We start from the raw sequence: 24,497 nt of genomic DNA on the forward strand, positions 1-24,497 counted from the left end.
CATCAAAGAGGAGAAGACATGGCGAATTCCACCATCTGGTGGCTGATAGCGGGAGCCGCGATCGTGCTCGAATTGCTCTCGGGTACGGTCTACCTGTTGCTGCTGGCCACCGGCTTTGCAGCCGCAGCCATTGCCGCGCACCTGGGCATGGGCATGGTCACGCAGCTGGTCGTGGCGGCCGTGGTCGGCGTGGGTGCGGTGCTGGTCTGGTACGCCGTGCAGCGCAGGCGGCCGGCCGCCCCGCCCACCGAGGCAAATCGCGACGTGAACATGGACATCGGCGAAATCATCCACGTGGAGGCATGGAGCCCCGATGGCACCGCCACCGTGCGCTATCGTGGCGCCCAGTGGATGGTGGTGCAGCGCGCGGGCCGCGTCCCGTCGGCCGGAGAGCACCGCGTGGTCGAAGTCATCGGCAGCCGCCTCGTGGTCGAAAAGACCTAAACACAGAATTCAAGAGGAGAAACATCATGGAATTTTCGGTTCCCATCATCATCCTGGTCATTGCGATCATCTTCATCAGCCAGTCGGTCAAGTTCGTACCGCAGCAGAACGCATGGGTGCGCGAGCGCCTGGGCAAGTACCACGGCACCATGACGCCCGGCCCCAACTTCCTGATCCCTTTCATCGACCGGGTCGCCTACAAGCACAGCCTGAAGGAAATTCCGCTCGACGTGCCCAGCCAGATCTGCATCACGCGGGACAACACCCAGCTGCAGGTCGACGGCATCCTGTACTTCCAGGTGACCGACCCGATGCGCGCGAGCTATGGCTCGTCGAACTACATCGTGGCCGTGACGCAGCTGGCGCAAACGTCTCTGCGCAGCGTGATCGGCAAGCTCGAGCTCGACAAGACCTTCGAGGAACGCGACGTCATCAATGCGCAAGTGGTTGCGGCGATCGACGAGGCGGCGCTCAACTGGGGCGTGAAGGTGCTGCGCTACGAAATCAAGGACCTGACGCCGCCCAAGGAAATTCTGCTGGCCATGCAGGCGCAGATCACCGCCGAACGCGGCAAGCGCGCGCTCATCGCCGCCTCCGAGGGCCGCCGGCAGGAGCAGATCAACATCGCCACCGGCGAACGCGAGGCTTTCATTGCCCGCTCCGAGGGCGAAAAACAGGCCCAGATCAACAACGCCCAGGGCGAGGCGGCCGCGATCACGGCGGTGGCCACCGCCACGGCCGACGCCATCGAGCGCGTGGCTGCGGCCATTCGCCAGCCGGGCGGCGAACAGGCCGTGCAGCTCAAGGTGGCCGAGCGCGCCGTCGATGCCTACGGCAAGGTGGCGGCCGATTCCAAGACCACGCTGATCGTGCCGAGCAACATGAGCGAAACGGCGGCGCTCATCGCCTCGGCCATGCGCATGGTCCAGGCCGGCAAACCGCAAAATCCGGCCTGAGCGACTGCTACAATCGAGGGCTCAGGAGCGGTGGATGAGCGGTTTAAGTCGCACGCCTGGAAAGCGTGTGAGGGTTAATAGCCCTCCGCGGGTTCGAATCCCGCCTGCTCCGCCAGAGATTGATTGTTCGTAACCGTTCACGAACATGCAGAAAAAGAAGAAAGCCCGAGTTGCCCCAAGGCACCTTGGGCTTTTTTGTGGGCGCCGTTGTACTCCAGCAACGCGCCCGGCACCGCCAACCGAGGTCGTCTGGCGGTACCATCCAAAGGTCTTACTTTTCACGCCTGCTAAAGGAGCCCGGATGGCCGGACAGCAACAAACTTCATCGCGTGGCGACACGTCACTCGAACAGACATTGGAGAAGACCGAAGCGGTTGCCGCAGACGTGCAGCGGGCATCGGACAACCTTGCGGTCGTGAACACGGTTCTCGAACAGGGGCTGCCTGAAGAAGTACAGGTGGGCGACGTGGCCCAGGCCATCGAGCACACCAGCCAGCTCGAGGAAAAGCTGGCCAAGTCGGCGGAAACACTGGCCGAGGTCAACGCGGCCTTGAGCGAAGAAATCGAAAAGCGGCTCGAAGCCACTGCCGAGCGGGACGAAAGCCAGGCCGAGGCGGAAGAACTCAAGGCAAGGATTCGAGCTGGCGCGTCGGACTGACCGTCTTTTCGGTCCGTCCCGGCCGAATGGATTGCGCCTTATCCCTTCTCCTACGCTGCGGACTCATCCGGCACGCTACGCTATTGGTTCTCAAAGCGAAACCACGGCATGGCCCTCATCACGTTCCTCGTAGAGGACAACAAGACGATCAGAGACAACCTGGTTCCGGCCCTCGAGGACCTTGTCAATGGACAGGTCGTCGGGTTTGCTGAAACCGAGTCGGCCGCGCTCGCCTGGCTTGCCGCCCATCCCCATGACTGGCAGCTTCTCATCATCGACCTGTTCCTGAAGGAAGGCTCCGGCCTTGGTGTGCTCTCGGGCTGCAAGACCCGCGGACCCGGCCAGCGCGTGGTGGTGCTGAGCAACTACGTCACGGCCGACATCCGCGCCCGCTGCGAGGCACTGGGCGCCGACGCGGTCTTCGACAAATCGCGGGATCTCGACGCCTTCATCGAATACTGCAACACCGACCGGCCCTCGGGCCACGCTGCCCTCACCTGATTACCGGCGTAAGGCGGCAGGCAATAAAAAAGGGCCCGAAGGCCCTTTTTCTTTTTTGCGCATTGCTGCGCCATGCGGTGAAGCCGATCAGCGCACCACGGCGATTTGCGTACGCACGCCACCCTTGTAGGTGAAGAGCGTCAGCGCGCCGTTCTTGATGTCGCCCTTTTCGTCGAAGGCGATCGGGCCGGTCACGCCCTTGTATTGCACCTTGCCGACTTCCGGCAGGTACTTTTCAGGGTCGGCGGAACCGGCCTTGACCATGGCTTCGGCCAGCACGTTGACCGCGTCGTACACGTACGGTGCATAGATCTGCACGTCCACGCCGTTCTTGGTCTTGAACTTGGCCTTGAAGTCTTCCAGCGGCTGCTTGAAGTCGCCATCGACACCGCCGGCTTCGGCGCAAACCACCATCTCTTCGCCGATGGCATCGCCAGCCAGCTTCGGCAGTTCGCCGGTGCACAGGCCGTCGCCGCCCATGAACTTGACGTTCAGGCCGAGCTGCTTGACCTGCTTGAGCATCGGGCCGCCAACGGCGTCCATGCCGCCGAAGAACAGCACGTCGGGCTTGGCAGCCTTGAGCTTGGTCAGGATGGCGTTGAAGTCGGTCGACTTGTCGGTGGTGAACTCGTGGCCGACGATGGTCGCGCCGGCAGCCTTGGCTGCCTTTTCGAATTCTTCGGCAACGCCCTGGCCGTAGGCCGTGCGGTCGTCGATCACGGCAATGTTCTTGCCCTTGAGCGTTTCGACAGCGTACTTGCCCAGCGTGCCGCCGAGTTGCGTGTCGTCGGCCACCACGCGGAACGTGGTCTTGAAGCCTTGGCGCGTGTACTTGGGGTTGGTTGCCGAAGGCGAAATCTGCGGAATGCCGGCGTCGCTGTAGAGCTTGGAAGCGGGGATGGTGGTGCCCGAATTCAGGTGACCCACGATACCGTTGACCTTGCTGTCGACCAGCTTCTGGGCCACTGCCGTGCCTTGCTTCGGATCGCCTGCGTCGTCTTCGGGCAGCAGCTCGAACTTGGCGACCTTGTCGCCGATCTTGAGGCCCTTGGCATTCAGGTCTTCGATGGCCATCCGGGCGCCGAACTCATTGTCCTTGCCAAGGTGGGCAATCGGACCGCTGGTGGGTGCCACGTGGCCGATCTTGACGACCAGTGCGTCTGCCGGAGGCGCTGCAGGTGCCGGGGCCGCTGCCGTGGGCGCCGGTGCGGCGGGTGCAGCTGCTTCTTCTTTTTTGCCGCAAGCCACAAGCGTGAGTGCAGCCAGTGCGACCGCAGTCCATTTCAATTGCATGAGAACCTCCAGAACATGGATAAATAAAACTAAACAAGAAACCGGTCGTGTGATCCGGGCGCGCAGACCTCGCAAGTTTCGCGCCGCGGACCAGCGGCACCCTCACGCCTACCGACCTGCGGCGCAGTTTAGCTGAAGCTTTATGCTCCGGAAGCTGGCGTAGACCCTGTGTTTTCCGAGAGTTCGGCGGCCATTGCTTCAATGACCAAAGCACGCAAAACGGCCTCGATTTCTTCACGCAGCCGAGGCAGCATCGAGTCGAGTTGCTGTTGAACGGCGGCCGACACCGTGTCGCTCAAACGCTCTTCCAAAGACAGGTCCACGCGCTGCAGCACCCGATGCAAGAGCTGCTCTTCGAGACGCACGATTTCGGCGTCGGACCGCTGCTCGGCCGGGGGCAACGCCACGGCTTCGGCGAGGTCGACCGGCGGTGCCGGCGTGCTGGCGGGAACAGGCGGCTTGCCGGCCTCGGCGGCCACGGGCTCGGCCGGGAGATCGAGCACGGTGGTCAGGGTAGGAACGAACCGGGGCGGTGTACGCAGCGTGCTGGCCATCAGGAAGCGCTCCTCGCAAAATCGTGCGGCTGGATGGTGTAGCCCCGGTCGGCATAGTGGCGCCACCGCGAGCGGCCGATCTGCCGGTCCGTGGCTTCGTCGCTCACGATGTCGATCAGGCGCTCGAACCGCTCGAAGCCCGCCGGAACCTCGGGCCCCAGGTTCACGAGCATCTCGCGGTGCGGAAGCGAAGCAACATCCGCGCCCTCGGCCGAAAGAATGACCGGCGAACGGGCCACCATGTGCGCCTGCGCATCGCCGCGGCAATGCGCGATGAAGTCGGACGGCGAGAGTTGCCAGAGCGCGGCATCCACGGCCTCTAGCACCTGCTCCTCGCCCACCACCACCACGCGCAGCCCGCGCGCGCTCACGGCCTTTCGAACCAGCCGGCAGGCGTAGTTGACCTTGTCCGGCGTATTGAAGTGAAAGCCGATTTCCGTCACTGTGCGGACCGGGCCTTTCGCGCGGCGGGGCCGGCGTTCTTGCGCGCGGCCTTCGGCGCGGGCGCTGTCTTGGCCGCACCGCTGCGTGCGCGCTCCATCAGGTAAGACACCAGCAGGCCCACAGGGCGGCCGGTCGATCCCTTGGCCGCCCCGCTCTTCCAGGCCGTACCTGCGATGTCCAGGTGCGCCCACGCAAAATCGCCGGCAAAGCGCTGCAGGAACTTGGCCGCAGTAATGGCGCCGCCGGCACGGCCCGCCACATTGGCCACATCGGCAAAGTTGCTCTTGAGGCCGTCGGCGTATTCGTCGTCCAGCGGCAGGCGCCAGCAACGGTCTTGCGATTCTTCCCCGGCCGCCTGGAGCGCGGCGGCCAGCGTTTCGTCGGCCGTGAAAAGGCCGCTGCGCACGCCGCCCAGCGCCACCACGCAGGCGCCGGTGAGGGTGGCAATGTCGATCACGGCGGCGGGGTCGAAGCGCTTGGCGTACGTCAGCGCGTCGCACAGGATGAGGCGCCCTTCCGCATCGGTGTTCAGCACCTCGATGGTCTGCCCGCTCATGCTGGTGACCACATCGCCAGGCTTGATGGCGCGGCCGTCGTTCATGTTCTCGCACGAGGGCACCAGGCCCACCACGTTGATGGCGGGCTGGATTTCGCCCAGCGCGCGGAAGGTGCCGAGCACGCTGGCCGCACCGCACATGTCGAACTTCATCTCGTCCATTTCGGCCGCCGGCTTGAGCGAGACGCCGCCGGTGTCGAAAGTGATGCCCTTGCCGACCAGCACCACGGGCGCCTGGTCCTTCGGGCCGCCCTGGTAGCGCAGCACGATGAAGCGCAGCGGCTCGGCCGAGCCTTGCGCCACGGCCGCGAACGAGCCCATGCCGAGCTTCTGCACTTCCTTGGGGCCCAGCACCTCGCATTTGATGCGGGGCAGCTTGGCCAAGCCTTGCGCGGCGTCAGCCAGCAGCGTGGGCGTGCAATAGTTGCCCGGGCGGTTGCCCCATTCCTTGGCAAATTCGATGCCGGACACCGTGGCCCGGGCTTCATCGAAGGCCTTGCTCACAGCCGCGGCATCGCTCACACCCACCGTGAGGTTGCGGATGGACCGCCCGCCGTCGCCGTTCGAAGCCTTCGATTTGCTCGTGGTGTAGACATAGCTGGCGTCGGCCGCCGCGGCAAGGGCGCAGGCCACCGCCGCGCCGTCGGCTTCATGCGCAAACACCATCACCACCCGCTTGGGCGCATGGGCCTTGGCCGCATTGACCGCCGCAATGACGCCGCTGCGCACAGACGCGGGCTTGCCGTCGCCAATGGCCGCGAGCACCACGCGCGAGGCCACCACCTCGTCCGGATGGTAGAGCGCGAGCAGCTTGCCGGCCTTGTCGGGCAGGTCGCCGGCCTTGCGCGCGCTGGCAATCAGGGCGGAAAGCGGGTCCTTGGCGGTGATGGGGGCGCTGCCGACGAGCACGATCAGAACGTCGGATTTTTCGGCCGCGGCGCGGGCGACGGTGAGGGTCTTGAGCTGAAAGTCCATAATCCTTTTTTTCCTCGAACGATGTTATTCCATTCTTCCCTACGCAAGGAGCTGTCGCGCAGCTTCGGAGCGACCCTCGTGGTCCTGGTCACCATCGTGATGACCATGATGCTCATCCGCACGCTCGGGCTCGCCTCCAAGGGCAGCGTGAACCCGTCCGAAGTGTTCCTCGTGATGGCCTACACGGTGCTCGGCTACATGCCGACCATCCTGAGCCTGAGCCTGTTCATTGCCATTGTCGGCACCTTGTCGCGCATGTACCGCGACAGCGAAATGGTGATCTGGTTCTCCAGCGGGCGAGGCCTGGTCGACTTCGTGCAGCCGCTGTTCCGCTTTGCCTGGCCGGTGCTCGCTCTGATCGCCATCATGGCTCTGCTGGGCTGGCCCTGGGCCAACTCGCAGACCATCGGCATGCGCGCGCAGTACGAAAGGCGCAGCGACATCGAACGCGTCACGCCCGGCGAATTCCGTGAGTCGGCCGGCCGGATCCGCGTCTTCTTCATCGACAAGGACACGCCCGACGGCGCCACGGCCACCAACGTGTTCATCTGGGCCATCGAGCGGGGGCTGCAGATCACCACATCGGCGCGCAGCGGCCGCATCGAGAACGTGGGCGAGCACCGCTACCTCATGCTGAGCAACGGCCAGCGGGTCGAACGCCCGTTGCTGCCCACGGCAACCTCGGGCCTCAAGATCAGCGAGTTCGAGACCTACGGCACCCGCGCCGGCGGCAACGACTCGTTTACCACCGACTCCACGCCGGCCCGCGCCAAGCCAACGCTCCAGCTCCTGCGCGAGCCCGGCGACGCGAACCGCGGCGAACTCGCCTGGCGCATCGGCATGCTGCTGGCCGCCATCAACTTCGTGCTGCTCGCACTGACCGTCTCCAGCGTGAACCCGCGCGTGGGGCGCAGCGGCAACCTGCTGTTTGCGCTGTTCGCCTTCGTCGTCTACTACAACATGCTCAACCTCGGCCAAAGCTGGATCAGCTCGGGCCGCTACGGCATGGGCTCCTTCATGCTGCTGCTTCACGGCGGCGTGCTGCTGATCGGCGTGGCATGGCTGGTCTTGCGCAATAACAACTGGGGCAGGCGGCGCAGGACGGAACGCGTCATTGCCGGCGGCCTGCCGTCCCAGCCCAACAAGATCGACCCGACCACGTGAAAACAATCCGACGCCTGATCTACGTCGAGGCACTGAAGGCCGTGGCCTTCGTGACGCTCGGCTTCCTGAGCCTGTTCTTTTTCTTCGACTTTGTCGATGAGCTGCAATCCATCGGCAAGCCCGAAAGCCTGGCCTACGGCCCGGCGCAGGCACTGGTCTACGTGACCCTGCTCATTCCGAGCCACCTTTATGAGCTGCTCCCGATCACGGTGCTGATCGGCTGCATCTTCGTGATGGCGCGGCTGGCGCAAAGCTCCGAATACACCATTCTTCGCACCAGCGGCCTTGGCCCCTGGCGCGCGCTGCGCACCCTGCTGCTGCTGGGCGTGGGTTTTGTTTTCCTGACCTTTGCCATCGGCGACTACATCGCGCCTGCGTCCGAGCGCACGGGCCAACTGCTCAAGTCGCGCTACCAGGGCACCTTCTCGCTGGTCGGCAACACGGGCGCGTGGCTCAAGGAAAAGCGCGACAACGTGTCGTACGCCGTCAACGTGCTGTCCATTTCGCGCGACGGCTCCCTTCGGAATGCGCGCATCTTCGAGTTCGACGAAAAGGGCTATGTGCGCAAGCAGCTGCTCGCAACTTCCGCGCGGATCCTCGACGACCGCTGGGTCTTGTCGGATGTCGAGCTGCAGGACTACGACACGCGCAGCGACGCCAACAAGGCACACATCCTGACCAGCCGGGTGCCAGAGATCGAGTGGCCGACCACCCTCACGGCCGAAATGGTGTCGGTCGCCCTTTTGCGGCCCGACCGCATGAGCACCATCGACCTGTTCGACTACATTAGCCACCTCGAAGCCAACGGGCAGACCGCCCAGCGCTACGAAATCCAGTTCTGGCGCAAGGTCTTCTATCCGCTTTCGTGCCTGGTGATGGTGGTGCTCGCCCTGCCCTTCGCGTACCTGCATTTCCGCCAGACCGGCATCACCACCTATGTGTTCGGCGGCGTGATGATCGGCATCAGCTTTTTCCTGCTGAACAACGTGTTCGGCTATCTCGGCAACCTGAGCAACTGGTCACCATGGCTGACCGCCGCTGCGCCGGGGCTGATCTATTCGGTCATGTCGCTTGCCGCATTCAGCTGGCTCGTTCTTCGAAGATAGAAGCGGGAAGCCGGACATGACGACGGTGAATGCAAGGGGCATCATCCTCCTGGCCCATGGCTCGCGCGACGAGCGCTGGCGCGAGCCCATCGAGGCCGTGGCCGCGCGCGTCACGGCGCTCGATCCGCAGGCGCGGGTGGTTTGCGCCTACATGGAGTTGGCAACGCCCGACCTGCGCACCGCGTCGGCAGCGTTGATTGCGAGCGGCGCCAAGTCGCTCAGGGTCGTTCCGCTGTTCCTGGGCATGGGCAAGCACGCCCGTGAAGACCTTCCGCTGCAACTCGACGCCCTGCGCGGCACTTGGCCCCAAGTCGAATTCCAGCTTGCCAACATCGTGGGCGAAGAGCCTGAACTGGTCGAGCTGCTGGCCAGAATCGCAACCAAATCTTGAACTCCCGGGCATTTCGATAGACTCCGAAGGCATAATGAATTCCGCAATAAGACGGAATTTGATATGAATCTGCACCAATTCAAGTTTGTTCAGGAAGCCGTGCGGCGGAACCTGAACCTCACGGAGGCGGCCAAGGCGCTCCACACTTCGCAGCCAGGGGTGTCTAAAGCCATCATCGAGCTCGAAGAAGAACTCGGCGTCGAGATCTTCGCCCGTCATGGCAAGCGCCTCAAGCGGGTCACCGAGCCGGGCCAGCACGTCATTGCCAGCATCGAGCTGATCATGCGGGAAGTGGGCAATCTCAAGCGCATCGGCGAGCAATTCAGCGCGCAAGACAGCGGCACCCTCTCCATTGCCACCACCCACACCCAGGCGCGCTACGTGCTGCCGGTCCCGGTGGCCAAGCTCCGCGAGGCTTACCCCAAGGTGAACGTGAGCCTGCACCAGGGCTCGCCCGACCAGGTGGCGCGCATGGTGATCGACGAAATTGCCGAGGTGGGCATTGCGACCGAATCGCTCGCGGACTACGCAGAGCTGGTGACCCTGCCCTGCTACGAATGGCAGCACGTGCTGGTGCTCCCCAAAGACCACCCGCTGGCCGCCAAGGAGCGCATCTCGCTCGAAGACCTGGCGCACGAGCCCATCATTACTTACCACCCGTCGTTCACCGGCCGCACGCGCATCGACCACGCCTTTGCGCAGAAAAAGCTCACGCCGCGCATCGCGCTCGAGGCCATCGACTCCGACGTGATCAAGACCTATGTGCGCCTGGGCCTGGGCGTTGGCATCGTGGCCGAGATGGCGGTGCGCGACGAGTCGAATGCCGACCTCGTGGTGCGCCCCATGGGCCATGTGTTCGGCCAGAACATTGCACGCGTGGCGTTCAAGCGCAGTGCCTACCTTCGCAACTTCGTCTTCAAGTTTGCCGAGTTGCTGTCCGACCGGCTCGACCGCAACCTGATTGCCAAGGCCCTGAGCGGGCATCAGCAAGACTACGATCTTTGATATTCAGCAGCCCCAGCTTCCGACCACGACCATGAGCACTGTTCTTTCCGCCCCACGCACGCCGGAGATCACCACCAAGCTGCCCGCCGTCGGCACCACCATCTTCACCGTGATGTCCGCGCTGGCAACCGAGAAGAACGCGGTGAACCTCGGCCAGGGCTTCCCCGACTTCAACTGCGACCCGAAGCTGCTCGAAGACGTGACGGCCGCCATGGCCGCGGGCCACAACCAATATCCGCCGATGCCCGGCATTCCCGCACTGCGCGAAGCCATTGCCGGCAAGATTGCCGCGCTCTACGGCCACAGCTACAACGCTGCCACCGAAATCACGGTGACCGCGGGCGCCACGCAGGCGATCATCACGGCCATTCTTGCCGTGGTGCGCGCGGGCGACGAGGTCATCGTGCTGGAGCCCTGCTACGACAGCTACGTGCCCAACATCGAGCTTGCAGGCGGCAGCGTGGTGCGCGTGCCGCTCACGCCGGGTACCTTCCGACCCGACTTCGACAAGATTGCCGCGGCGCTCTCGCCGCGCACGCGCGCGATCATCGTCAACACGCCGCACAACCCGAGCGCCACCATCTGGACCGCGGCCGAAATGCGCAAGCTCGAAGAGCTGCTCGCGCCGACCGACGTGTTCGTGATTGCCGACGAGGTGTACGAGCACATGATCTACGACGGTGCGCAGCACGAAAGCGTGGCCCGCTTCCCGGGCCTTGCGGCGCGCAGCTTCATCGTGAGCAGCTTCGGCAAGACCTATCACGTCACCGGCTGGAAGGTCGGCTACGTGGCGGCGCCAGCGCCGCTCATGGCGGAATTCCGCAAGGTGCACCAGTTCAACGTGTTCACGGTGAACACACCCATGCAGCATGCGCTCGCGCAGTACATGGCCGACCCGAAGCCTTACCTCGAGCTTCCGGCCTTCTACCAGCACAAGCGCGACCTTTTTGCCGCAGGGCTCGCCGAAAAGACCCGCTTCAAGCTGCTGCGCAGCGAAGGCAGCTACTTCCAGTGCGTCGACATCTCGGCAGTCAGCGATCTCTCCGAAGCCGACTTCTGCCTGTGGCTCACCAGCGAGATCGGGGTGGCGGCCATTCCGCTGTCGGCCTTCTACGGCAACGGCTTCGACCAGCGCGTGGTCCGTTTCTGCTTCGCCAAGAAGGACGAGACGCTGATCTCCGCGCTGGACCGTCTCGCCCGCCTTTGAGTGCTGAGGCGGCTTCAAGGCCGACGCCAACGGTAGGACAGTCCTGACCGCCGAAGGAGCGGCTTTCCGTCGTGTTTTGCGCTCCGGGACAACGAGCATCGATCTCGTAACAACAACGTCCAGGAGAAAAGCATGTCCCTCTCGTTCATTCTGCTGATCATTCTGATCTTGCTGCTGATCGGTGCGCTGCCGAGCTGGGGCTACAGCCGCAGCTGGGGCTACGGGCCAAGCGGTGGCCTGGGCCTCGTCCTGGTGATCGTGATCATCCTGGTGCTCATGGGACGCATATAGCGCTCACTGAAATTTCTCGCACCTGAAGAAGCCCGCGCAAGCGGGCTTCTTTTTTGCGGCCTGCGATCAGGCCTGCAGCTGGGCCCAGGCTTTGTCCAGCCGCTTGATGCTGACTGGCTGTGGCGTGCGCAGCTCCTGCGCGAAAAAGCTCACGCGAAGCTCTTCGAGCAGCCAGCGGAATTCGAGCATGCGATCGTCCACCACGCCCTTGCGCTCCGCCACCAGGCGCCAGTAGCGCTGCTCCTGCGGGCGCAGTTCGGCCAGCTTGGCGGCGTCGCGCGCGGGGTCGGCACGGAGCTTGTCGAGTCGCAGCACGATCGCCTTGAGGTACCGCGCGAAATGCTGCAACTGCGTCCACGGCGCATCGGCAATGAACCGCTTGCCCACCAGGCGCTGCAACTGCTGGGCGGCGTCCTGCACGGCTTCGGGCTGGATCTTGGTGTCCTTGATCTTGCGTGCGGCTGCCGCGTATTCGACCAGGATGGTCGATGCCAGCCGCGCCACCTCGTTCGCGATCAGCGTGAGCCGGCCCCGGCCCTCTTCGAGCCGGCGCTTGAATGCAAACTCGTCAGTGGGCAGCGGCTCCTGCAGAAACGCGCGGTCGATCGCCACGTCGATGATCTGCGTGCGCAACTCTTCCGATGTGCCGAGCGGCATGTAGGCCACCGCCATCTTCTGCAGATCGGGGATGTTCTTCTCGAGGTACTTGAGCGCGTCTTTCAGCTGCAGCGCAAACAGCCTGCGCAGGCCGGCGCGGTGCTTTGCGGCGGCCACGGCGGGCTCATCGAACACTTCGATGGTGACGGCATCGCCCTCGTCGCGCAGCGCCGGAAACCCGATGAGCGACTGCGATCCGCGGCGCACTTCCATCAGTTCTGGCAGCTCGCCGAAGCTCCAGCTCGTGTAGCGCTGGCCGGCGGGCAAGCTCGGCGCGGCCTGTGCCGGCGCGGCGGCGTTGCCCTTGGCTTGCGCGCGCCCATCGGCACCATCCGCCGGCTTTCGCTCCGCGGATGCCTTGACGTTGAGCCCCGCCAACGCCTGAAAGGCACCGCGCGCCTGCGCGCCCAGTTCGGCCTTGAGCGCCCCCAGGTTGCGCCCCATGCCAAGCTGGCGCCCATGCTCGTCCACGATGCGCAGGTTCATGAACAGGTGCGGCGGCAGCATGTCGAGCTTGAAGTCGGCGCGCTTCACGTCGATGCTCGTGGCATCGCGCACGCGCTTGAGCAGCACGTCGGTCAGCGAGCCGTGGCCGAACACCTCGGGCGCCGAGAGTTCTTCCGCCAGCTTTGCCGCCGAATCGGGCAGTGGCACCAACCTGGAGCGCGGGCGCTGCGGCAGGCTCTTGAGCAGCGCCTGGATCTTGTCCTTGAGCATGCCGGTGACCAGCCATTCGCAGCGCTCTTCGCTCACCTGGTTGAGCACGAAAAGCGGCACGCTGACCGTGAGACCGTCCTTCGCGTCGCCCGGCTCGTGCAGGTAGCTCGCGGCGCAATCGACACCGCCGAGCCGCAGCGTGGGCGGGAACGACTGCGTGGTGATGCCTGCCGCCTGGTGGCGCATCAGCTCTTCGCGCGTCAGGTACAGCAGGCGCGGCTGCTCCTTCGAGGCATGGCGGTACCAGTTCTCGAAGCTGATGCCGCTCGCCACGTCGGCGGGCAACTGCGCGTCGTAGAAGGCGAAGATCAGCTCTTCATCCACCAGCACGTCTTGCCGGCGCGCCTTGTGTTCCAGCCCCTCGACCTCGCGCACCAGCTTGCGATTGGCCGCCAGGAACGGAAACTTGCTTTCCCACTGCCCGCCAACCAGCGCCTCGCGAATGAAGATCTCGCGCGCCGCCACCGGATCGACTTTGGTGAAGTCGACGCGGCGCCCGCTGTAGACCACCAGCCCATAGAGCGTTGCGCGCTCGAGCGCTGAAACCTGTGCGCCCTTCTTCTCCCAGTGCGGATCGAGCAGTTGCTTCTTCAGCAGATGGCCGGCCACCTGTTCAAGCCACTGCGGCTCGATGTTGGCAATGCCTCGGCCGAAGAGCCGCGTGGTCTCGACCAACTCGGCCGCAACAATCCAGCGGCCGGGCTTTTTCTTCAGGTGCGCACCCGGATGGCGGTAGAACTTGATGCCGCGCGCACCGAGGTATGCCTCGTCGTCTTCGAGCTTCCAGCCCACGTTGCCGAGCAGACCCGCCAGCATCGACAGGTGCAGCGGTTCGTAGCCGGCCGGCTCCGCGTTGATGCGCCACTTGTGCTCGGTCACGACCGTGAGCAGCTGCGAGTGGATGTCGCGCCATTCGCGCACTCGGCGGATGTTGATGAAGTTCTGGCGCAGCAGCTGCTCGTATTGGCGGTTGCTCAGCTTGTGCGTATCGCCATGCCCACCGCGCGCATCGGCAATCCATTTCCACAGCCGCAGGTAGCCGCTGAACTCGCTCTTCTCGTCGTCGAATTTCGAATGCGCCTGGTCGGCCTGCTGCTGCGCATCCATCGGCCGGTCGCGCACGTCCTGCACACTGAGGGCCGACGCGATGACCAGCACTTCTTCGAGCGCGCCACGCGTGCGCGCCTCCAGGATCATCCGTCCGACGCGCGGATCGAGCGGCAGCTTGGCCAGCTCGGCGCCCGTGGCCGTGAGTTCGTTGGCGTCGTCGACCGCGCCGAGCTCGTTCAGCAGCTGGTAGCCGTCGGCAATCGCGCGCGGCGAAGGCGCTTCGAGAAACGGAAAACGCGCCACGTCGCCCAGGCGCAGCGACTTCATGCGCAGGATCACGCCCGCGAGCGAGGAGCGCAGGATCTCGGGGTCGGTAAAACGCGGCCGGCCTTCGAAATCCTTCTCGTCGTAAAGCCGGATGCAGATGCCGTTGGCCACACGGCCGCAACGCCCCGCGCGCTGGTTGGCCGCGGCCTGGCTGATCGGCTCAACCAGCAATTGCTCGACCTTGCTGCGGAAGCTGTAGCGCTTGACGCGCGCCGTGCCTGTGTCGATCACGTAGCGGATGCCCGGCACGGTGAGCGAGGTTTCGGCCACGTTGGTGGCGAGCACAATGCGCCGGCCCGTGTGGCCGTCGAAGATACGGTCCTGCTCGGGGCCCGACAGCCGTGCGAACAGCGGCAGCACCTCGGCGTTGCGCAGCAGCGGCTGGTGGCTCAGGTGGCGGCGCAGGTGGTCAGCCGCCTCGCGGATCTCGCGCTCGCCGGGCAGAAAAACGAGGATGTCGCCCGCGTTGTGCGGATCGCGCCAGAGCTCGTCAACGCCATCGGCAATGGCGTCGTTCAGGTCATGCTCGCGCGACTCTTCAAAGGGCCGATAGCGTTGCTCGACCGGAAAGGTGCGTCCGGACACATAGATGATCGGCGCAGGTCCCTTGCCCGACGCAAAGTGCTGCGCAAAGCGATCCGCATCGATGGTGGCCGAGGTCACGATCACCTTCAGGTCGGGCCGGCGCGGAAGAATTTCGCGCAGGTAGCCCAGTAGGAAGTCGATGTTCAGTGAGCGCTCGTGCGCCTCGTCGATGATCAGCGTGTCGTAGGCCTTGAGCAGCGGATCGGTCTGCGTTTCCGCCAGCAGGATGCCGTCGGTCATGAGCTTGACCGACGCGTCGCGGCTCAGCCGGTCCTGAAAGCGCACCTTGAAGCCGACCACATCGCCTAGCGGCGTTTTCAGTTCTTCGGCAATGCGCTTGGCCACCGAGCTTGCCGCAATGCGGCGCGGCTGCGTGTGGCCGATGAGTCGGCCCTTGCCCGGCGGCGCATTGAGCTTGCCGCGGCCGAGCGCCAGCGCGATCTTCGGAAGCTGGGTGGTCTTGCCCGAGCCCGTTTCGCCGCAGACGATCACGACCTGGTGCGCCTCGATGGCGGCCATGATTTCATCGCGCCGGCCGGAGACCGGGAGCGATTCGGGAAAGTCGATGCGCAAGGGAGCGGAAGGTGTCGTGGTCGTCAAGGGAAAGCTATTCGGAGAAGACGCGGCAGGCAAACCGTCGATTATCGGCGCGCGCCGCCACTGTTGCACGGCTCCCACAATGCGCGGCTGCCACGCAACAGGCGGAGTAAATAGTCTTTACTCCCGCGCAACCCGCCGCTACGATTGCGCCCATGACCTCCTTCCTCGTACCCCCCACTTTGCGCGGCCGCCGCGCAAGCCATGCCCCGGTGCATGGCGGGGTCGAGCTGCCGCGTCCGGCCTGAAGAAGAAGCCCGCGCGTCCGTTGCACCGGACGCCCTGCTCGCTTCCACGGCCGAAGCGCAGCAACCGACCCTCACACAGCATCTGCATTGCCGCCTTCTCGCCCGCGAGGGAGCGGCGGCTTCTTCATTTCCGTTTTTATTTTCAAGAATTCCATGTCCAACGACATTCATCCAGACCTGCATGCGGCGCTCTCCGAGCGGACGCGCCATCTGCAGGCAGTTGCCCAGGCGCTCAAGACCGAGCTCTTCGGCATCGACGACATCATCGACCGCGTGATCGATTCACTGCGGGCGTGGTACGTGTTTCCGCAACTCATCAGCCGCCCGGTCATCGTGTGCCTGTGGGGCCTCACGGGCACCGGCAAGACGCAGCTGGTGCGCAGGCTCGCGCAGCACCTGGGCTTTTACGACCGCTTCATCGAAGTGCAGATGGACGGCTTCAGCCACGGCTCGGGCTACAGCAGCCGCGGCTCGATTTCGGCCATGCTGGCCGAATCGGGCATCGACGAAGGCACGCCGGGCATCCTGGTGCTCGACGAGTTCCAGCGCTTTCGCACGCTCGAGAGCAACGGCAACGACGCCAAGGTCGAGCGCTACCAGGACGTGTGGGCGCTGCTCTCCGACGGCCGGCTGCCGCCGGCGCTGTCGATGCTCGGCGAGATCGAAGCCTCGCTCGCCCAGGCCGAATACGAACAGGACCGTGACGGCCCGCCCGACAAGAAGAAGGCGAAGAAGCGAAAGCTCCACCTCGCCCCTTGGGAGGCGCAGGAGATCAAGCGCTGCCTCAAGCTGCCCGAAACGCTGCTGCAGATCATGGCCTGGAAGCCTTCCGAGGTGCATGCACGGCTGCGCGCCTTCCGCGACGCGCAGCAGAGTTGGGAGACCGACTACAGCAAGCTGCTGGTGTTCGTCTCGGGCAACCTCGACGAGATGTATGCCGAAACCGCGCGCCGCGTGGAAGACTGCGACACCGACGCCGACATCTTCCATGCGCTGACCAAGAAGCTCTCGCTGATCGATGTGAAGAAGGCGTTGGCTGAGCGCTTCAAGCCCGAGCAGGTGGCGCGGCTGGGCAACAACCACGTCATCTACCCGTCGTTCAGCCGGGCCACCTACGTGCAGCTGATTCTGTCGATCTGCGACCGCTATGTGGAAGAGATCCGCGAAAGCTCGGGCGTGCGTTTCATGCTCGAGTCCAGTGTGTACGAGCAGATCTACGCCAACGCCGTTTTCCCGGCACAGGGCACGCGCCCGCTGTTCTCCTCGATCCACGCGATCCTGAGCGCGACGCTGGTCAACGCGGCACTCTGGGCGCTGGAGCAAGGCGCGGGCGGTACAGAGCCGGTGTGGCTGTCGCTTGAAACGACGGGCGACAAGGCTTGCATCGTGGCTCGGTACCGGGAAGGCAAGCGCGAGGTGCGCCGCAGCTTTGCGGTCACGCTCGAGCTCAACCGGCTCAAGCAGCGCTCGAACGAAGACTTTCGGGCCCTGCTGGCGGTGCACGAGGCCGGCCACGGCGTGGCCTACGGCCTGCTGTTCGGCCGCGCGCCGCAGGAGATCAAGATCAACGTCGCGTCTTTTGAGGGCGGCTACAACAGCTACGAAGACCGCAAGGCATGGTCGCGGCAGAACCTGCGCGACCGTATCTGCGTCGGTCTGGCGGGCCGGGCCGCGGAGCAACTGGTGTTCGGCGAACAGGCCTGCACCTCGGGTGCGTCGCAAGACTTCCGCAAGGCCACCGCTTTCGCCGCGCAGTACGTGCGCCATTACGCGTTCGGCACGCGGCTGAGCCGCACCGACGTGGCCAACGACGCCGAGGACAACCTCAACACCGACCTGAAGGCCACCAACCCGGAGATCGAAGCGCTGCTCGCGCAGGAGCATGCACGCGCGCTGGCGCTGCTCGAGGCGCACACGCCGGCCTTCATGGCGGTGGTCGATGCGCTGATGCGCGAAGGCTCCGTGGCGCCGTCGCAACTGGCCGAAATGCTCGACCTGCCCGCCGACGCGGGCGAATCGACCGACGCCTATGCCGCGCTGCTGGCCACCTTCAGGGCACGCAAGCTGCCCGGTTCGGAGCCTCCCGAGGCGCCGGGCGGCCCCGGCGCCGCCCGGCTGCTGCGCGCGTTGGCCTGAGCTGCGCGAACCTTCGTTCAAGAATGCACAATCACGCTCCATGTCCACCGTTTTCAACTTCACCTTCGTGCCCTGGTTCCGCTCGGTCGCGCCCTACATCCACACGCACCGCGGTAAGACTTTCGTGGTCGCCCTGGCGGGTGAGGCGATTGCGGCGGGCAAGCTGCAGAACATTGCGCAAGACCTGGCGCTGATCCAGAGCATGGGCGTCAAGATCGTACTGGTGCACGGCTTCCGCCCGCAGGTCAACGAGCAGCTCGCCGCCAAGGGGCACGAGGCGCGCTATTCGCACGGCATCCGCATTACCGACGAGGTGGCGCTCGATTCCGCCCAGGAGGCCGCCGGGCAGTTGCGCTACGAGATCGAAGCCGCATTCAGCCAGGGCCTGCCGAACACGCCAATGGCCGGCTCTACGGTGCGCGTGATCTCGGGCAACTTCATTACGGCGCGGCCCATCGGCGTGGTCGACGGCGTGGACTTCAAGCATTCGGGCCTGGTGCGCAAGGTCGATGCGGTGGGCATCCGCCGCACGCTCGACTTCGGCGCCATGGTGCTGATGTCGCCCTTCGGCTTCTCGCCCACCGGCGAGGCGTTCAACCTGACGATGGAAGAAGTCGCCACCAGCGTGGCCATTTCGATCCAGGCGGACAAGCTGATCTTCCTGACCGAAATTCCGGGCATCCGCATCGACAGCGAGCTGCCCGAGAGCGAAGACAACCCGATCGACACCGAGCTGCCGCTCGCCGCGGCCGAGAAGCTGCTGGCGTCGCTGCCGCCGCCGCAAAAACCCACCGACACCGCGTTTTACCTGCAGCACTGCGTGAAGGCCTGCAAGGCCGGCGTGGAGCGCAACCACATTCTGCCGTTTGCGCTCGACGGCTCGCTGCTGCTCGAGGTGTATGTGCACGACGGCGTCGGCACCATGGTCATCGACGAGAAGCTCGAAAGCCTGCGCGAAGCCACGGTGGACGACATCGGCGGCATCCTGCAGCTGATCGAGCCCTTCGAGCGCGACGGCACCCTGGTGAAGCGCGACCGCACCGAAATCGAGCGCGACGTGGGCCACTACACCGTCATCGAGCACGACGGCGTGATCTTCGGCTGCGCGGCGCTCTACCCCTACCCCGAGGCACGCACGGCCGAGATGGCGGCGCTGACGGTGTCGCCTCAATCGCAATCGCAAGGCGATGGCGAGCGCATCCTCAAGCGCATCGAGCATCGCGCCAAGGCCATGGGCCTAGAAAGCATCTTCGTGCTCACCACGCGCACCATGCACTGGTTTTTGAAGCGCGGCTTCCAGCAGGTCAACCCGGACTGGCTGCCCGAAGCCCGCAAGCGCAAGTACAACTGGGACCGCAAGAGCCAGGTGCTGGTCAAGAAAATCTGAACTCATAAAGGAAGCCCGCCGCCATGACGCTCGCCACCGCCCTGCTGTTCTCCATCGTGGCGCTGGCCGCCATTGCCACGCCCGGCCCGACCGTGCTGCTGGCGCTGAGCAACGGATCGAGACGCGGCGTCCGCGGCGCGCTGCCGGGCATTCTGGGCGCCGTGCTGTCCGACTTCGTCCTGGTCGGCGCCGTTGCCCTCGGCCTGGGCGCCTTGCTGGCCGCCTCTGAGTTCTGGTTTTCCATGCTCAAGTGGGTGGGCGCCGTGTACCTTGCCTGGCTGGGCATTCGCATGCTGCGCTCCAAGGGCGGCAGCTTCGATGCGCCTCGGGCCAGTGTGGGCACCCCTTCCTCCGGCGCTCCCAAGGAGGGCCGCAAGGTCTTCCTCAAGTCATTCCTGGTGGCGGTCACCAACCCGAAGGGCTACCTGTTCTGCTCGGCGCTGATGCCGCAGTTCATCGACCCGTCGGCCGCGCAGGGCATGCAGTACGCCATCATTGCCGTGCTGTTCGCCTCGCTCGACGCAGCGGTCATGCTGGTCTACGCCTTCGTCGGCGCGCGCGCCATGCGGCTGCTCACGGCCGCCGCGGCCCGCTGGATCGACCGCACCTGCGGTGCGATGCTGCTGGCGCTGGCCGGCTCGCTGGCGTTCTACCGGCGCAGCGGCACCTGAGCAGGGCGGAGCGGCCGGCGACCCGTCGCCGATAATCGCTCTCCATGAATCCCCTGCTTTCCAAGCTCCAGCCCTACCCCTTCGAGCGGCTGCGGCTCCTTTTCGAGGGCGTCAAGCCCAATGCCGATTACGCGCCGGTCAGCCTGGGCATCGGTGAGCCCAAGCACGCCACGCCAGAGTTCATCAAGGAGGCGCTGGCGGCCAGCATGTCGACACTGGCGGCCTACCCCGCAACGGCGGGCAACCTGAAGCTGCGCACCGCCTTTACCGACTGGCTGAAGCGCCGCTACGCCCTGCAACTCGACCCGGGCTTACAGGTGCTGCCGGTCAACGGCTCGCGCGAGGCGCTGTTCTCGCTGGCGCAAACGGTGGTCGACGCCAGCAAATCGCCCGCGCCGGTGGTGGTTTCGCCCAATCCGTTCTATCAAATCTACGAAGGCGCGGCGCTTCTCGCCGGCGCTGAGCCCTATTACGTTCCGAGCGTGGCGTCGCGCAATTTCGCGGTCGATTGGGACAGCGTGCCCGAGGCGGTCTGGGAGCGCACGCAGTTGGTGTTCGTCTGCTCGCCGGGCAACCCGACCGGCGCCGTGATGCCGCGGGACGAATGGAAGAAGCTTTTCGCGCTGTCCGATCGCTTCGGGTTCGTGATTGCCGCCGACGAGTGCTACAGCGAGATCTACTTCCGCGACGAGCCGCCGCTCAGCGGCCTGGAAGCCGCCGCCAAGCTCGGCCGGGGCGACTTCAAGAACCTGATTGCGCTCACCTCGCTGTCCAAGCGCAGCAATGTTCCGGGCCTGCGCAGCGGCTTCGTGGCGGGTGATGCCGCCATCATCAAGAGCTTTCTGCTCTACCGCACCTACCATGGCAGCGCCATGAGCGGCACCGTGGCCGCGGCCAGCATTGCGGCCTGGGGCGACGAAACCCACGTGGTCGAAAACCGCGCCAAGTACCGCGCCAAGTTCGACGCCGTCACGCCGCTGCTTGAACCGGTGCTCGATGTGCGGCTGCCGGATGCCAGCTTCTACCTCTGGGCAGGGGTACCCGAAGTGTGGGCTGGCGACGACGAATCCTTCGCCCGTGAGCTCTACGCTCAATACAATGTTACGGTTTTGCCGGGGAGCTATCTGGCGCGCGACACGGCGCACAGCCCCAACCCCGGCCGTGGCCGCATCCGCATGGCTTTGGTGGCCGAAACTGCCGAATGCGTGGAAGCCGCCGAACGCATCGTCCGCTTCGTCCAATCCGGTGCGCAAGGCCAGCGCTGAACCGCTGCTTTCCCGGCTCCCATTTTTTACCTGAGACTCTCCCATGACCCAGCAACTGCAACAAATCATCGACGCCGCGTGGGAAGACCGCGCCAATGTCTCGCCCACCGCCGCCTCCGCCGAAGTGCGCGACGCGGTCGAGCACGTGATCTCCGAACTCAACAACGGCAAGCTGCGCGTTGCCACGCGTGAAGGCGTGGGCAAGTGGACGGTGCACCAGTGGATCAAGAAGGCCGTGCTGCTGTCGTTCCGCCTGAAGGACAACGAGCAGATGCAGGCCGGATCGCTGGGCTTTTATGACAAGGTGCCGACCAAGTTCTCGCACCTGTCGGCTGGCGAACTGAAGGAATCGGGCGTTCGCATCGTGCCGCCGGCCGTGGCGCGCCGCGGCAGCTACATCGCCAAGGGCGCGATCCTGATGCCCTCTTACGTGAACATCGGCGCCTACGTCGGCGAAGGCACCATGGTCGACACCTGGGCCACCGTGGGCTCGTGCGCGCAGATCGGTGCCAACGTGCACCTGTCGGGCGGCGTCGGCATCGGCGGCGTGCTCGAGCCGCTGCAGGCCGGCCCGACCATCATCGAAGACAACTGCTTCATCGGCGCCCGCTCCGAAGTGGTCGAAGGCGTGGTGATCGAAGAAAACTCCGTGCTCGGCATGGGCGTGTACATCGGCCAGAGCACGCCCATCTTCAACCGCGACACCGGAGAAACCTTCTTCGGCCGCGTGCCGTCCGGCAGCGTGGTCATCAGCGGCAACCTGCCCAAGAAGACCAAGTCGGGCCAGGACTACAGCACCTACGCGGCAATCATCGTCAAGACGGTCGATGCGCAAACGCGTTCCAAGACCAGCCTGAACGACCTGCTGCGCGACTGATCGACAGGCTCCCGCCTTTGTCCCGTTAGAAAACAACAGCACCCGAGGAGAGAGACCGATGAACATGATGGAGCGAATTCTTCGTTTGATGGCCGAGCGCAAGGCCTCCGACATCTACCTCTCGGCCCACTCCCCGGTGCTGATTCGCATGAACGGCACCTGCGTGCCGATCAATGCGCAGGTGCTGCCCGCCACAGCGCCGCTCGCGCTGCTGGCCGAAGTGGTGCCCGAAGCCCGCATCCAGGAGCTGGAAAGAACGGGCGAGCTCAACATGGCCGTGATGGTCGAAGGCGCCGGCAACTACCGCATCAGCGCCATGCGCCAGCGCGGCAGCTATGCGGTGGTGGTGCGGCACATTGCCTCGACCATTCCCAGCTTTGCCGACCTGAACCTGCCCGACATTCTCAAGACGCTGATCATGGAAAAGCGCGGGCTGATCCTGATGGTCGGCGCCACGGGCGCGGGCAAGACCACCACGCTGGCCTCGATGCTCGACTACCGCAACGAGCACGCCACGGGCCACATCCTCACGGTGGAAGAGCCCATCGAGTTCACCTACACCAACAAGAAGTCGCTGGTGAACCAGCGCGACGTGGGCAGCGACACCGAGTCGCTGCAGGTTGCGCTCAAGAACGCGTTGCGCCAGGCGCCCGACGTGATCCAGATCGGCGAAATCCGCGACCGCGAAACCATGACGGCAGCCATTGCCTATGCGCAGTCGGGCCACCTGTGCGTGGCCACGCTGCATGCCAACAACAGCTACCGTGCGCTCAACCGCATCCTGAGCTTCTTCCCGGTCGAGGTGCGCCCCACGCTCTTGGGCGACCTGGGCTCGGCCCTGCGCGCCATCGTGTCGCAACGGTTGCTGCGCACGCCCACCGGCGGCCGCGTGCCGGCGCTCGAAGTCATGCTCAACACGGCCCTGGTGGCCGAGCTGATCGAAAAAGGCGACTTCTCCGCCGTCAAGGAGGCCATGGAACAGTCGATGGCCGAAGGCTCGCAGACCTTCGAGGAAGACATTGCCCGCCTCATCACCGAAGAGCGCGTGACGCGCGAGGAAGGCCTGGCCCAGGCCGACTCGCCCACCAACCTGATGTGGCGCCTGCAGAACCGCGCCGCGCCCAAGCCCAAGACCGAAGACCGTCACCTGACGGACCAGGTCGACGAACCCACCTTTACCGACATCACGCTGGACGTGAAGTTCTGACCGACCCAGCCCTTCCGGCTTTTTTCCGATGTCCCGTACGCTCCAGCTCGCCGAACAACTCATCTCGCGCCCCTCCGTCACCCCCGAGGATGCGGGTTGCCAACAGATCATCGGCGAACGGCTGGCGCCGCTGGGCTTCACACTTGAAACCATCGAGAGCGGCCCGGCCGACTTTCGCGTGACCAACCTGTGGGCAGTGCGCCGGCCCACCGGGGCCGCGGCGACCAAGACGCTGGTGTTCGCCGGCCATACCGACGTGGTGCCCACCGGCCCGCTCGAGCAATGGACCAGCCACCCCTTCACGCCCACGCACCGCGGCGGCAAGCTCTACGGCCGCGGCGCCTGCGACATGAAGACCTCGGTCGCCGCCTTCGTGGTGTCGATCGAAGAATTTCTCAAGGCCACGCCCGACCCCAAGCTCACGCTCGCGCTGCTGCTCACCAGCGATGAAGAAGGCCCCGGCGTCGACGGCACCGTCGTCGTATGCAACGCTCTCGCTGCGCGCGGCGAAACCATCGACTACTGCATCGTCGGCGAGCCCACAGCCGTCCAGCGCTGTGGCGACATGATCAAGAACGGCCGCCGCGGCACCATGAGCGGCAAGCTCACGGTGAACGGCGTGCAGGGCCACATCGCCTATCCGCACCTGGCAAAAAACCCGGTGCACGCCTTTGCGCCTGCGCTGGCCGAACTGGTGGCCATCAACGCGGCCGGCGGTTGGGACGCGGGCAATGCGTACTTCCAGCCCACCAGCTGGCAGATCAGCAATTTCCATTCGGGCACGGGCGCGAGCAACGTGATTCCGGGCAGCGCGGTCGTCGACTTCAACTTTCGCTTCTCGACCGAATCGACACCCGAATCGCTGCAGAAGCGCGTGCACGCGGTGCTCGATGCCCATGGCGTCGACTACACGCTCGCCTGGACCGTGGGCGGCCTGCCCTTTCTTACCACGCCGGGCGAACTGGTGGCGTCGGTGCAGGCGGCCATTGCGGACGAAACCGGCATCCAGACCGAACTCTCGACCAGCGGCGGCACCAGCGATGCACGCTTCATCGCCAAGATCTGTAAGCAGGTGGTCGAGCTCGGCCCGGTCAACGCCAGCATCCACAAGATCGACGAGCACATCGACGTGGCCGAGATCGAGACGCTGAAGAACATCTACAAGCGCACGCTGGAGCGGCTCGAAGTGCTGCTCAACCCATCATGAAGCGCTTGTCTTTCTCCCTCC

At 65.0% G+C, this 24,497-nt stretch carries 22 protein-coding genes and 1 tRNA gene; 18 read left to right on the plus strand and 5 right to left on the minus strand.

The window, feature by feature from the left end; all coding sequences use genetic code 11:
- Positions 1–18: 18 nt before the first annotated feature.
- The 5 genes from V9K97_RS15345 (at position 19) to V9K97_RS15365 (ending at position 2,559) form a co-directional block, all read left to right on the plus strand.
- Positions 19–444, plus strand: coding sequence for an NfeD family protein (locus V9K97_RS15345; RefSeq protein WP_337319062.1), 426 nt, complete (start codon positions 19–21; stop codon positions 442–444).
- Positions 445–470: 26 nt separating this feature from the next.
- Positions 471–1,400, plus strand: coding sequence for an SPFH domain-containing protein (locus V9K97_RS15350; protein WP_126745910.1), 930 nt, complete (start codon positions 471–473; stop codon positions 1,398–1,400).
- Positions 1,401–1,424: 24 nt separating this feature from the next.
- A tRNA-Ser gene (locus V9K97_RS15355) sits at positions 1,425–1,515 on the plus strand.
- Between the two features lie 186 nt (positions 1,516–1,701).
- The gene (locus tag V9K97_RS15360; protein WP_258506501.1) at positions 1,702–2,058 is read left to right on the plus strand and encodes a hypothetical protein; all 357 of its coding nucleotides are present in this window, start codon (positions 1,702–1,704) and stop codon (positions 2,056–2,058) included.
- 108 nt (positions 2,059–2,166) lie between these two features.
- Complete coding sequence (locus V9K97_RS15365) at positions 2,167–2,559, plus strand: response regulator (RefSeq protein ID WP_126745936.1); 393 nt, start codon at positions 2,167–2,169, stop codon at positions 2,557–2,559.
- An 87-nt stretch (positions 2,560–2,646) separates the two neighbouring features.
- Here V9K97_RS15365 and V9K97_RS15370 read toward each other — a convergent pair whose 3' ends face one another.
- The 4 genes from V9K97_RS15370 to V9K97_RS15385 all read right to left on the minus strand — a co-directional run bounded on the left by V9K97_RS15370 (position 2,647) and on the right by V9K97_RS15385 (position 6,381).
- On the minus strand, positions 2,647–3,852 hold the full coding sequence (locus tag V9K97_RS15370; protein ID WP_258506504.1) for a branched-chain amino acid ABC transporter substrate-binding protein: 1,206 nt from the start codon (positions 3,850–3,852) through the stop codon (positions 2,647–2,649).
- Positions 3,853–3,992: 140 nt separating this feature from the next.
- Complete coding sequence (locus V9K97_RS15375; protein WP_337297559.1) at positions 3,993–4,406, minus strand: hypothetical protein; 414 nt, start codon at positions 4,404–4,406, stop codon at positions 3,993–3,995.
- Positions 4,406–4,849 (minus strand): DNA polymerase III subunit chi, encoded by a 444-nt coding sequence (locus V9K97_RS15380; RefSeq protein ID WP_337319064.1) that lies wholly within the window; start codon positions 4,847–4,849, stop codon positions 4,406–4,408. The genes V9K97_RS15375 and V9K97_RS15380 overlap by 1 nt, the downstream gene beginning before the upstream one ends.
- Positions 4,846–6,381: a leucyl aminopeptidase gene (locus V9K97_RS15385; RefSeq protein WP_337319066.1), complete on the minus strand. Its 1,536-nt coding sequence runs from the start codon at positions 6,379–6,381 to the stop codon at positions 4,846–4,848. Before V9K97_RS15385 ends, V9K97_RS15380 begins: the two co-directional genes overlap by 4 nt.
- 21 nt (positions 6,382–6,402) lie before the next feature.
- Here V9K97_RS15385 and lptF point away from each other — a divergent pair, with 21 nt between their 5' ends.
- The 6 genes from lptF (at position 6,403) to V9K97_RS15415 (ending at position 11,545) form a co-directional block, all read left to right on the plus strand.
- Positions 6,403–7,545 (plus strand): LPS export ABC transporter permease LptF, encoded by a 1,143-nt coding sequence (lptF, locus tag V9K97_RS15390; protein WP_258506510.1) that lies wholly within the window; start codon positions 6,403–6,405, stop codon positions 7,543–7,545.
- The gene (gene lptG, locus V9K97_RS15395) at positions 7,542–8,651 is read left to right on the plus strand and encodes an LPS export ABC transporter permease LptG (RefSeq protein ID WP_258506511.1); all 1,110 of its coding nucleotides are present in this window, start codon (positions 7,542–7,544) and stop codon (positions 8,649–8,651) included. The genes lptF and lptG overlap by 4 nt, the downstream gene beginning before the upstream one ends.
- A 16-nt stretch (positions 8,652–8,667) precedes the next feature.
- Positions 8,668–9,042, plus strand: coding sequence for a sirohydrochlorin chelatase (locus tag V9K97_RS15400; protein ID WP_258506513.1), 375 nt, complete (start codon positions 8,668–8,670; stop codon positions 9,040–9,042).
- 63 nt (positions 9,043–9,105) lie between these two features.
- The gene (locus V9K97_RS15405) at positions 9,106–10,047 is read left to right on the plus strand and encodes a CysB family HTH-type transcriptional regulator (protein ID WP_337297562.1); all 942 of its coding nucleotides are present in this window, start codon (positions 9,106–9,108) and stop codon (positions 10,045–10,047) included.
- Positions 10,048–10,078: 31 nt separating this feature from the next.
- Entirely contained in the window at positions 10,079–11,254 is a 1,176-nt protein-coding gene (locus tag V9K97_RS15410) for a pyridoxal phosphate-dependent aminotransferase (protein ID WP_337319069.1), read from the plus strand.
- 132 nt (positions 11,255–11,386) lie between these two features.
- Positions 11,387–11,545 carry a DUF3309 family protein gene (locus tag V9K97_RS15415; RefSeq protein ID WP_157614004.1) on the plus strand — a complete coding sequence of 53 codons (159 nt, stop codon included), beginning with the start codon at positions 11,387–11,389 and terminating at the stop codon, positions 11,543–11,545.
- Between the two features lie 66 nt (positions 11,546–11,611).
- Here V9K97_RS15415 and hrpA read toward each other — a convergent pair whose 3' ends face one another.
- Positions 11,612–15,400, minus strand: coding sequence for an ATP-dependent RNA helicase HrpA (gene hrpA, locus V9K97_RS15420; RefSeq protein WP_443303446.1), 3,789 nt, complete (start codon positions 15,398–15,400; stop codon positions 11,612–11,614).
- A 479-nt stretch (positions 15,401–15,879) separates the two neighbouring features.
- Here hrpA and V9K97_RS15425 point away from each other — a divergent pair, with 479 nt between their 5' ends.
- Genes V9K97_RS15425 through dapE form a run of 7 tightly spaced genes read left to right on the plus strand, consistent with a single transcriptional unit; the run spans position 15,880 to position 24,476 of the window.
- Positions 15,880–17,862 (plus strand): AAA family ATPase, encoded by a 1,983-nt coding sequence (locus V9K97_RS15425; RefSeq protein ID WP_337319073.1) that lies wholly within the window; start codon positions 15,880–15,882, stop codon positions 17,860–17,862.
- A gap of 40 nt (positions 17,863–17,902) precedes the next feature.
- Positions 17,903–19,249: an amino-acid N-acetyltransferase gene (argA, locus tag V9K97_RS15430; RefSeq protein ID WP_157614007.1), complete on the plus strand. Its 1,347-nt coding sequence runs from the start codon at positions 17,903–17,905 to the stop codon at positions 19,247–19,249.
- A 23-nt stretch (positions 19,250–19,272) separates the two neighbouring features.
- Entirely contained in the window at positions 19,273–19,920 is a 648-nt protein-coding gene (locus V9K97_RS15435) for a LysE family translocator (RefSeq protein ID WP_337319075.1), read from the plus strand.
- 44 nt (positions 19,921–19,964) lie between these two features.
- The gene (gene dapC, locus V9K97_RS15440) at positions 19,965–21,185 is read left to right on the plus strand and encodes a succinyldiaminopimelate transaminase (protein WP_337319077.1); all 1,221 of its coding nucleotides are present in this window, start codon (positions 19,965–19,967) and stop codon (positions 21,183–21,185) included.
- 43 nt (positions 21,186–21,228) lie between these two features.
- A complete protein-coding gene (gene dapD / locus V9K97_RS15445) occupies positions 21,229–22,062 on the plus strand; it encodes a 2,3,4,5-tetrahydropyridine-2,6-dicarboxylate N-succinyltransferase (protein WP_337312449.1) in 834 nt (277 codons plus the stop codon).
- 58 nt (positions 22,063–22,120) lie between these two features.
- Entirely contained in the window at positions 22,121–23,269 is a 1,149-nt protein-coding gene (locus V9K97_RS15450; protein ID WP_337319079.1) for a PilT/PilU family type 4a pilus ATPase, read from the plus strand.
- A 28-nt stretch (positions 23,270–23,297) separates the two neighbouring features.
- Positions 23,298–24,476, plus strand: coding sequence for a succinyl-diaminopimelate desuccinylase (gene dapE / locus V9K97_RS15455; RefSeq protein WP_337319081.1), 1,179 nt, complete (start codon positions 23,298–23,300; stop codon positions 24,474–24,476).
- The last annotated feature ends 21 nt before the right edge of the window (positions 24,477–24,497 follow it).

The organism is Variovorax sp. CCNWLW186 (genome assembly GCF_037203865.1).
Taxonomy (GTDB): domain Bacteria; phylum Pseudomonadota; class Gammaproteobacteria; order Burkholderiales; family Burkholderiaceae_C; genus Variovorax.

What these genes read in the sequence shown, in the direction of transcription:
- V9K97_RS15345 (WP_337319062.1), top strand. Translation starts at nt 19, where the DNA reads ATGGCGAATTCCACCATCTGGTGGCTGATAGCGGGAGCCGCGATCGTG.
- V9K97_RS15350 (WP_126745910.1), top strand. Translation starts at nt 471, where the DNA reads ATGGAATTTTCGGTTCCCATCATCATCCTGGTCATTGCGATCATCTTC.
- V9K97_RS15360 (WP_258506501.1), top strand. Translation starts at nt 1,702, where the DNA reads ATGGCCGGACAGCAACAAACTTCATCGCGTGGCGACACGTCACTCGAA.
- V9K97_RS15365 (WP_126745936.1), top strand. Translation starts at nt 2,167, where the DNA reads ATGGCCCTCATCACGTTCCTCGTAGAGGACAACAAGACGATCAGAGAC.
- V9K97_RS15370 (WP_258506504.1), bottom strand. Translation starts at nt 3,852, where the DNA reads ATGCAATTGAAATGGACTGCGGTCGCACTGGCTGCACTCACGCTTGTG.
- V9K97_RS15375 (WP_337297559.1), bottom strand. Translation starts at nt 4,406, where the DNA reads ATGGCCAGCACGCTGCGTACACCGCCCCGGTTCGTTCCTACCCTGACC.
- V9K97_RS15385 (WP_337319066.1), bottom strand. Translation starts at nt 6,381, where the DNA reads ATGGACTTTCAGCTCAAGACCCTCACCGTCGCCCGCGCCGCGGCCGAA.
- lptF (WP_258506510.1), top strand. Translation starts at nt 6,403, where the DNA reads ATGTTATTCCATTCTTCCCTACGCAAGGAGCTGTCGCGCAGCTTCGGA.
- V9K97_RS15400 (WP_258506513.1), top strand. Translation starts at nt 8,668, where the DNA reads ATGACGACGGTGAATGCAAGGGGCATCATCCTCCTGGCCCATGGCTCG.
- V9K97_RS15405 (WP_337297562.1), top strand. Translation starts at nt 9,106, where the DNA reads ATGAATCTGCACCAATTCAAGTTTGTTCAGGAAGCCGTGCGGCGGAAC.
- V9K97_RS15410 (WP_337319069.1), top strand. Translation starts at nt 10,079, where the DNA reads ATGAGCACTGTTCTTTCCGCCCCACGCACGCCGGAGATCACCACCAAG.
- V9K97_RS15415 (WP_157614004.1), top strand. Translation starts at nt 11,387, where the DNA reads ATGTCCCTCTCGTTCATTCTGCTGATCATTCTGATCTTGCTGCTGATC.
- hrpA (WP_443303446.1), bottom strand. Translation starts at nt 15,400, where the DNA reads ATGGCCGCCATCGAGGCGCACCAGGTCGTGATCGTCTGCGGCGAAACG.
- V9K97_RS15425 (WP_337319073.1), top strand. Translation starts at nt 15,880, where the DNA reads ATGTCCAACGACATTCATCCAGACCTGCATGCGGCGCTCTCCGAGCGG.
- argA (WP_157614007.1), top strand. Translation starts at nt 17,903, where the DNA reads ATGTCCACCGTTTTCAACTTCACCTTCGTGCCCTGGTTCCGCTCGGTC.
- V9K97_RS15435 (WP_337319075.1), top strand. Translation starts at nt 19,273, where the DNA reads ATGACGCTCGCCACCGCCCTGCTGTTCTCCATCGTGGCGCTGGCCGCC.
- dapC (WP_337319077.1), top strand. Translation starts at nt 19,965, where the DNA reads ATGAATCCCCTGCTTTCCAAGCTCCAGCCCTACCCCTTCGAGCGGCTG.
- dapD (WP_337312449.1), top strand. Translation starts at nt 21,229, where the DNA reads ATGACCCAGCAACTGCAACAAATCATCGACGCCGCGTGGGAAGACCGC.
- V9K97_RS15450 (WP_337319079.1), top strand. Translation starts at nt 22,121, where the DNA reads ATGAACATGATGGAGCGAATTCTTCGTTTGATGGCCGAGCGCAAGGCC.
- dapE (WP_337319081.1), top strand. Translation starts at nt 23,298, where the DNA reads ATGTCCCGTACGCTCCAGCTCGCCGAACAACTCATCTCGCGCCCCTCC.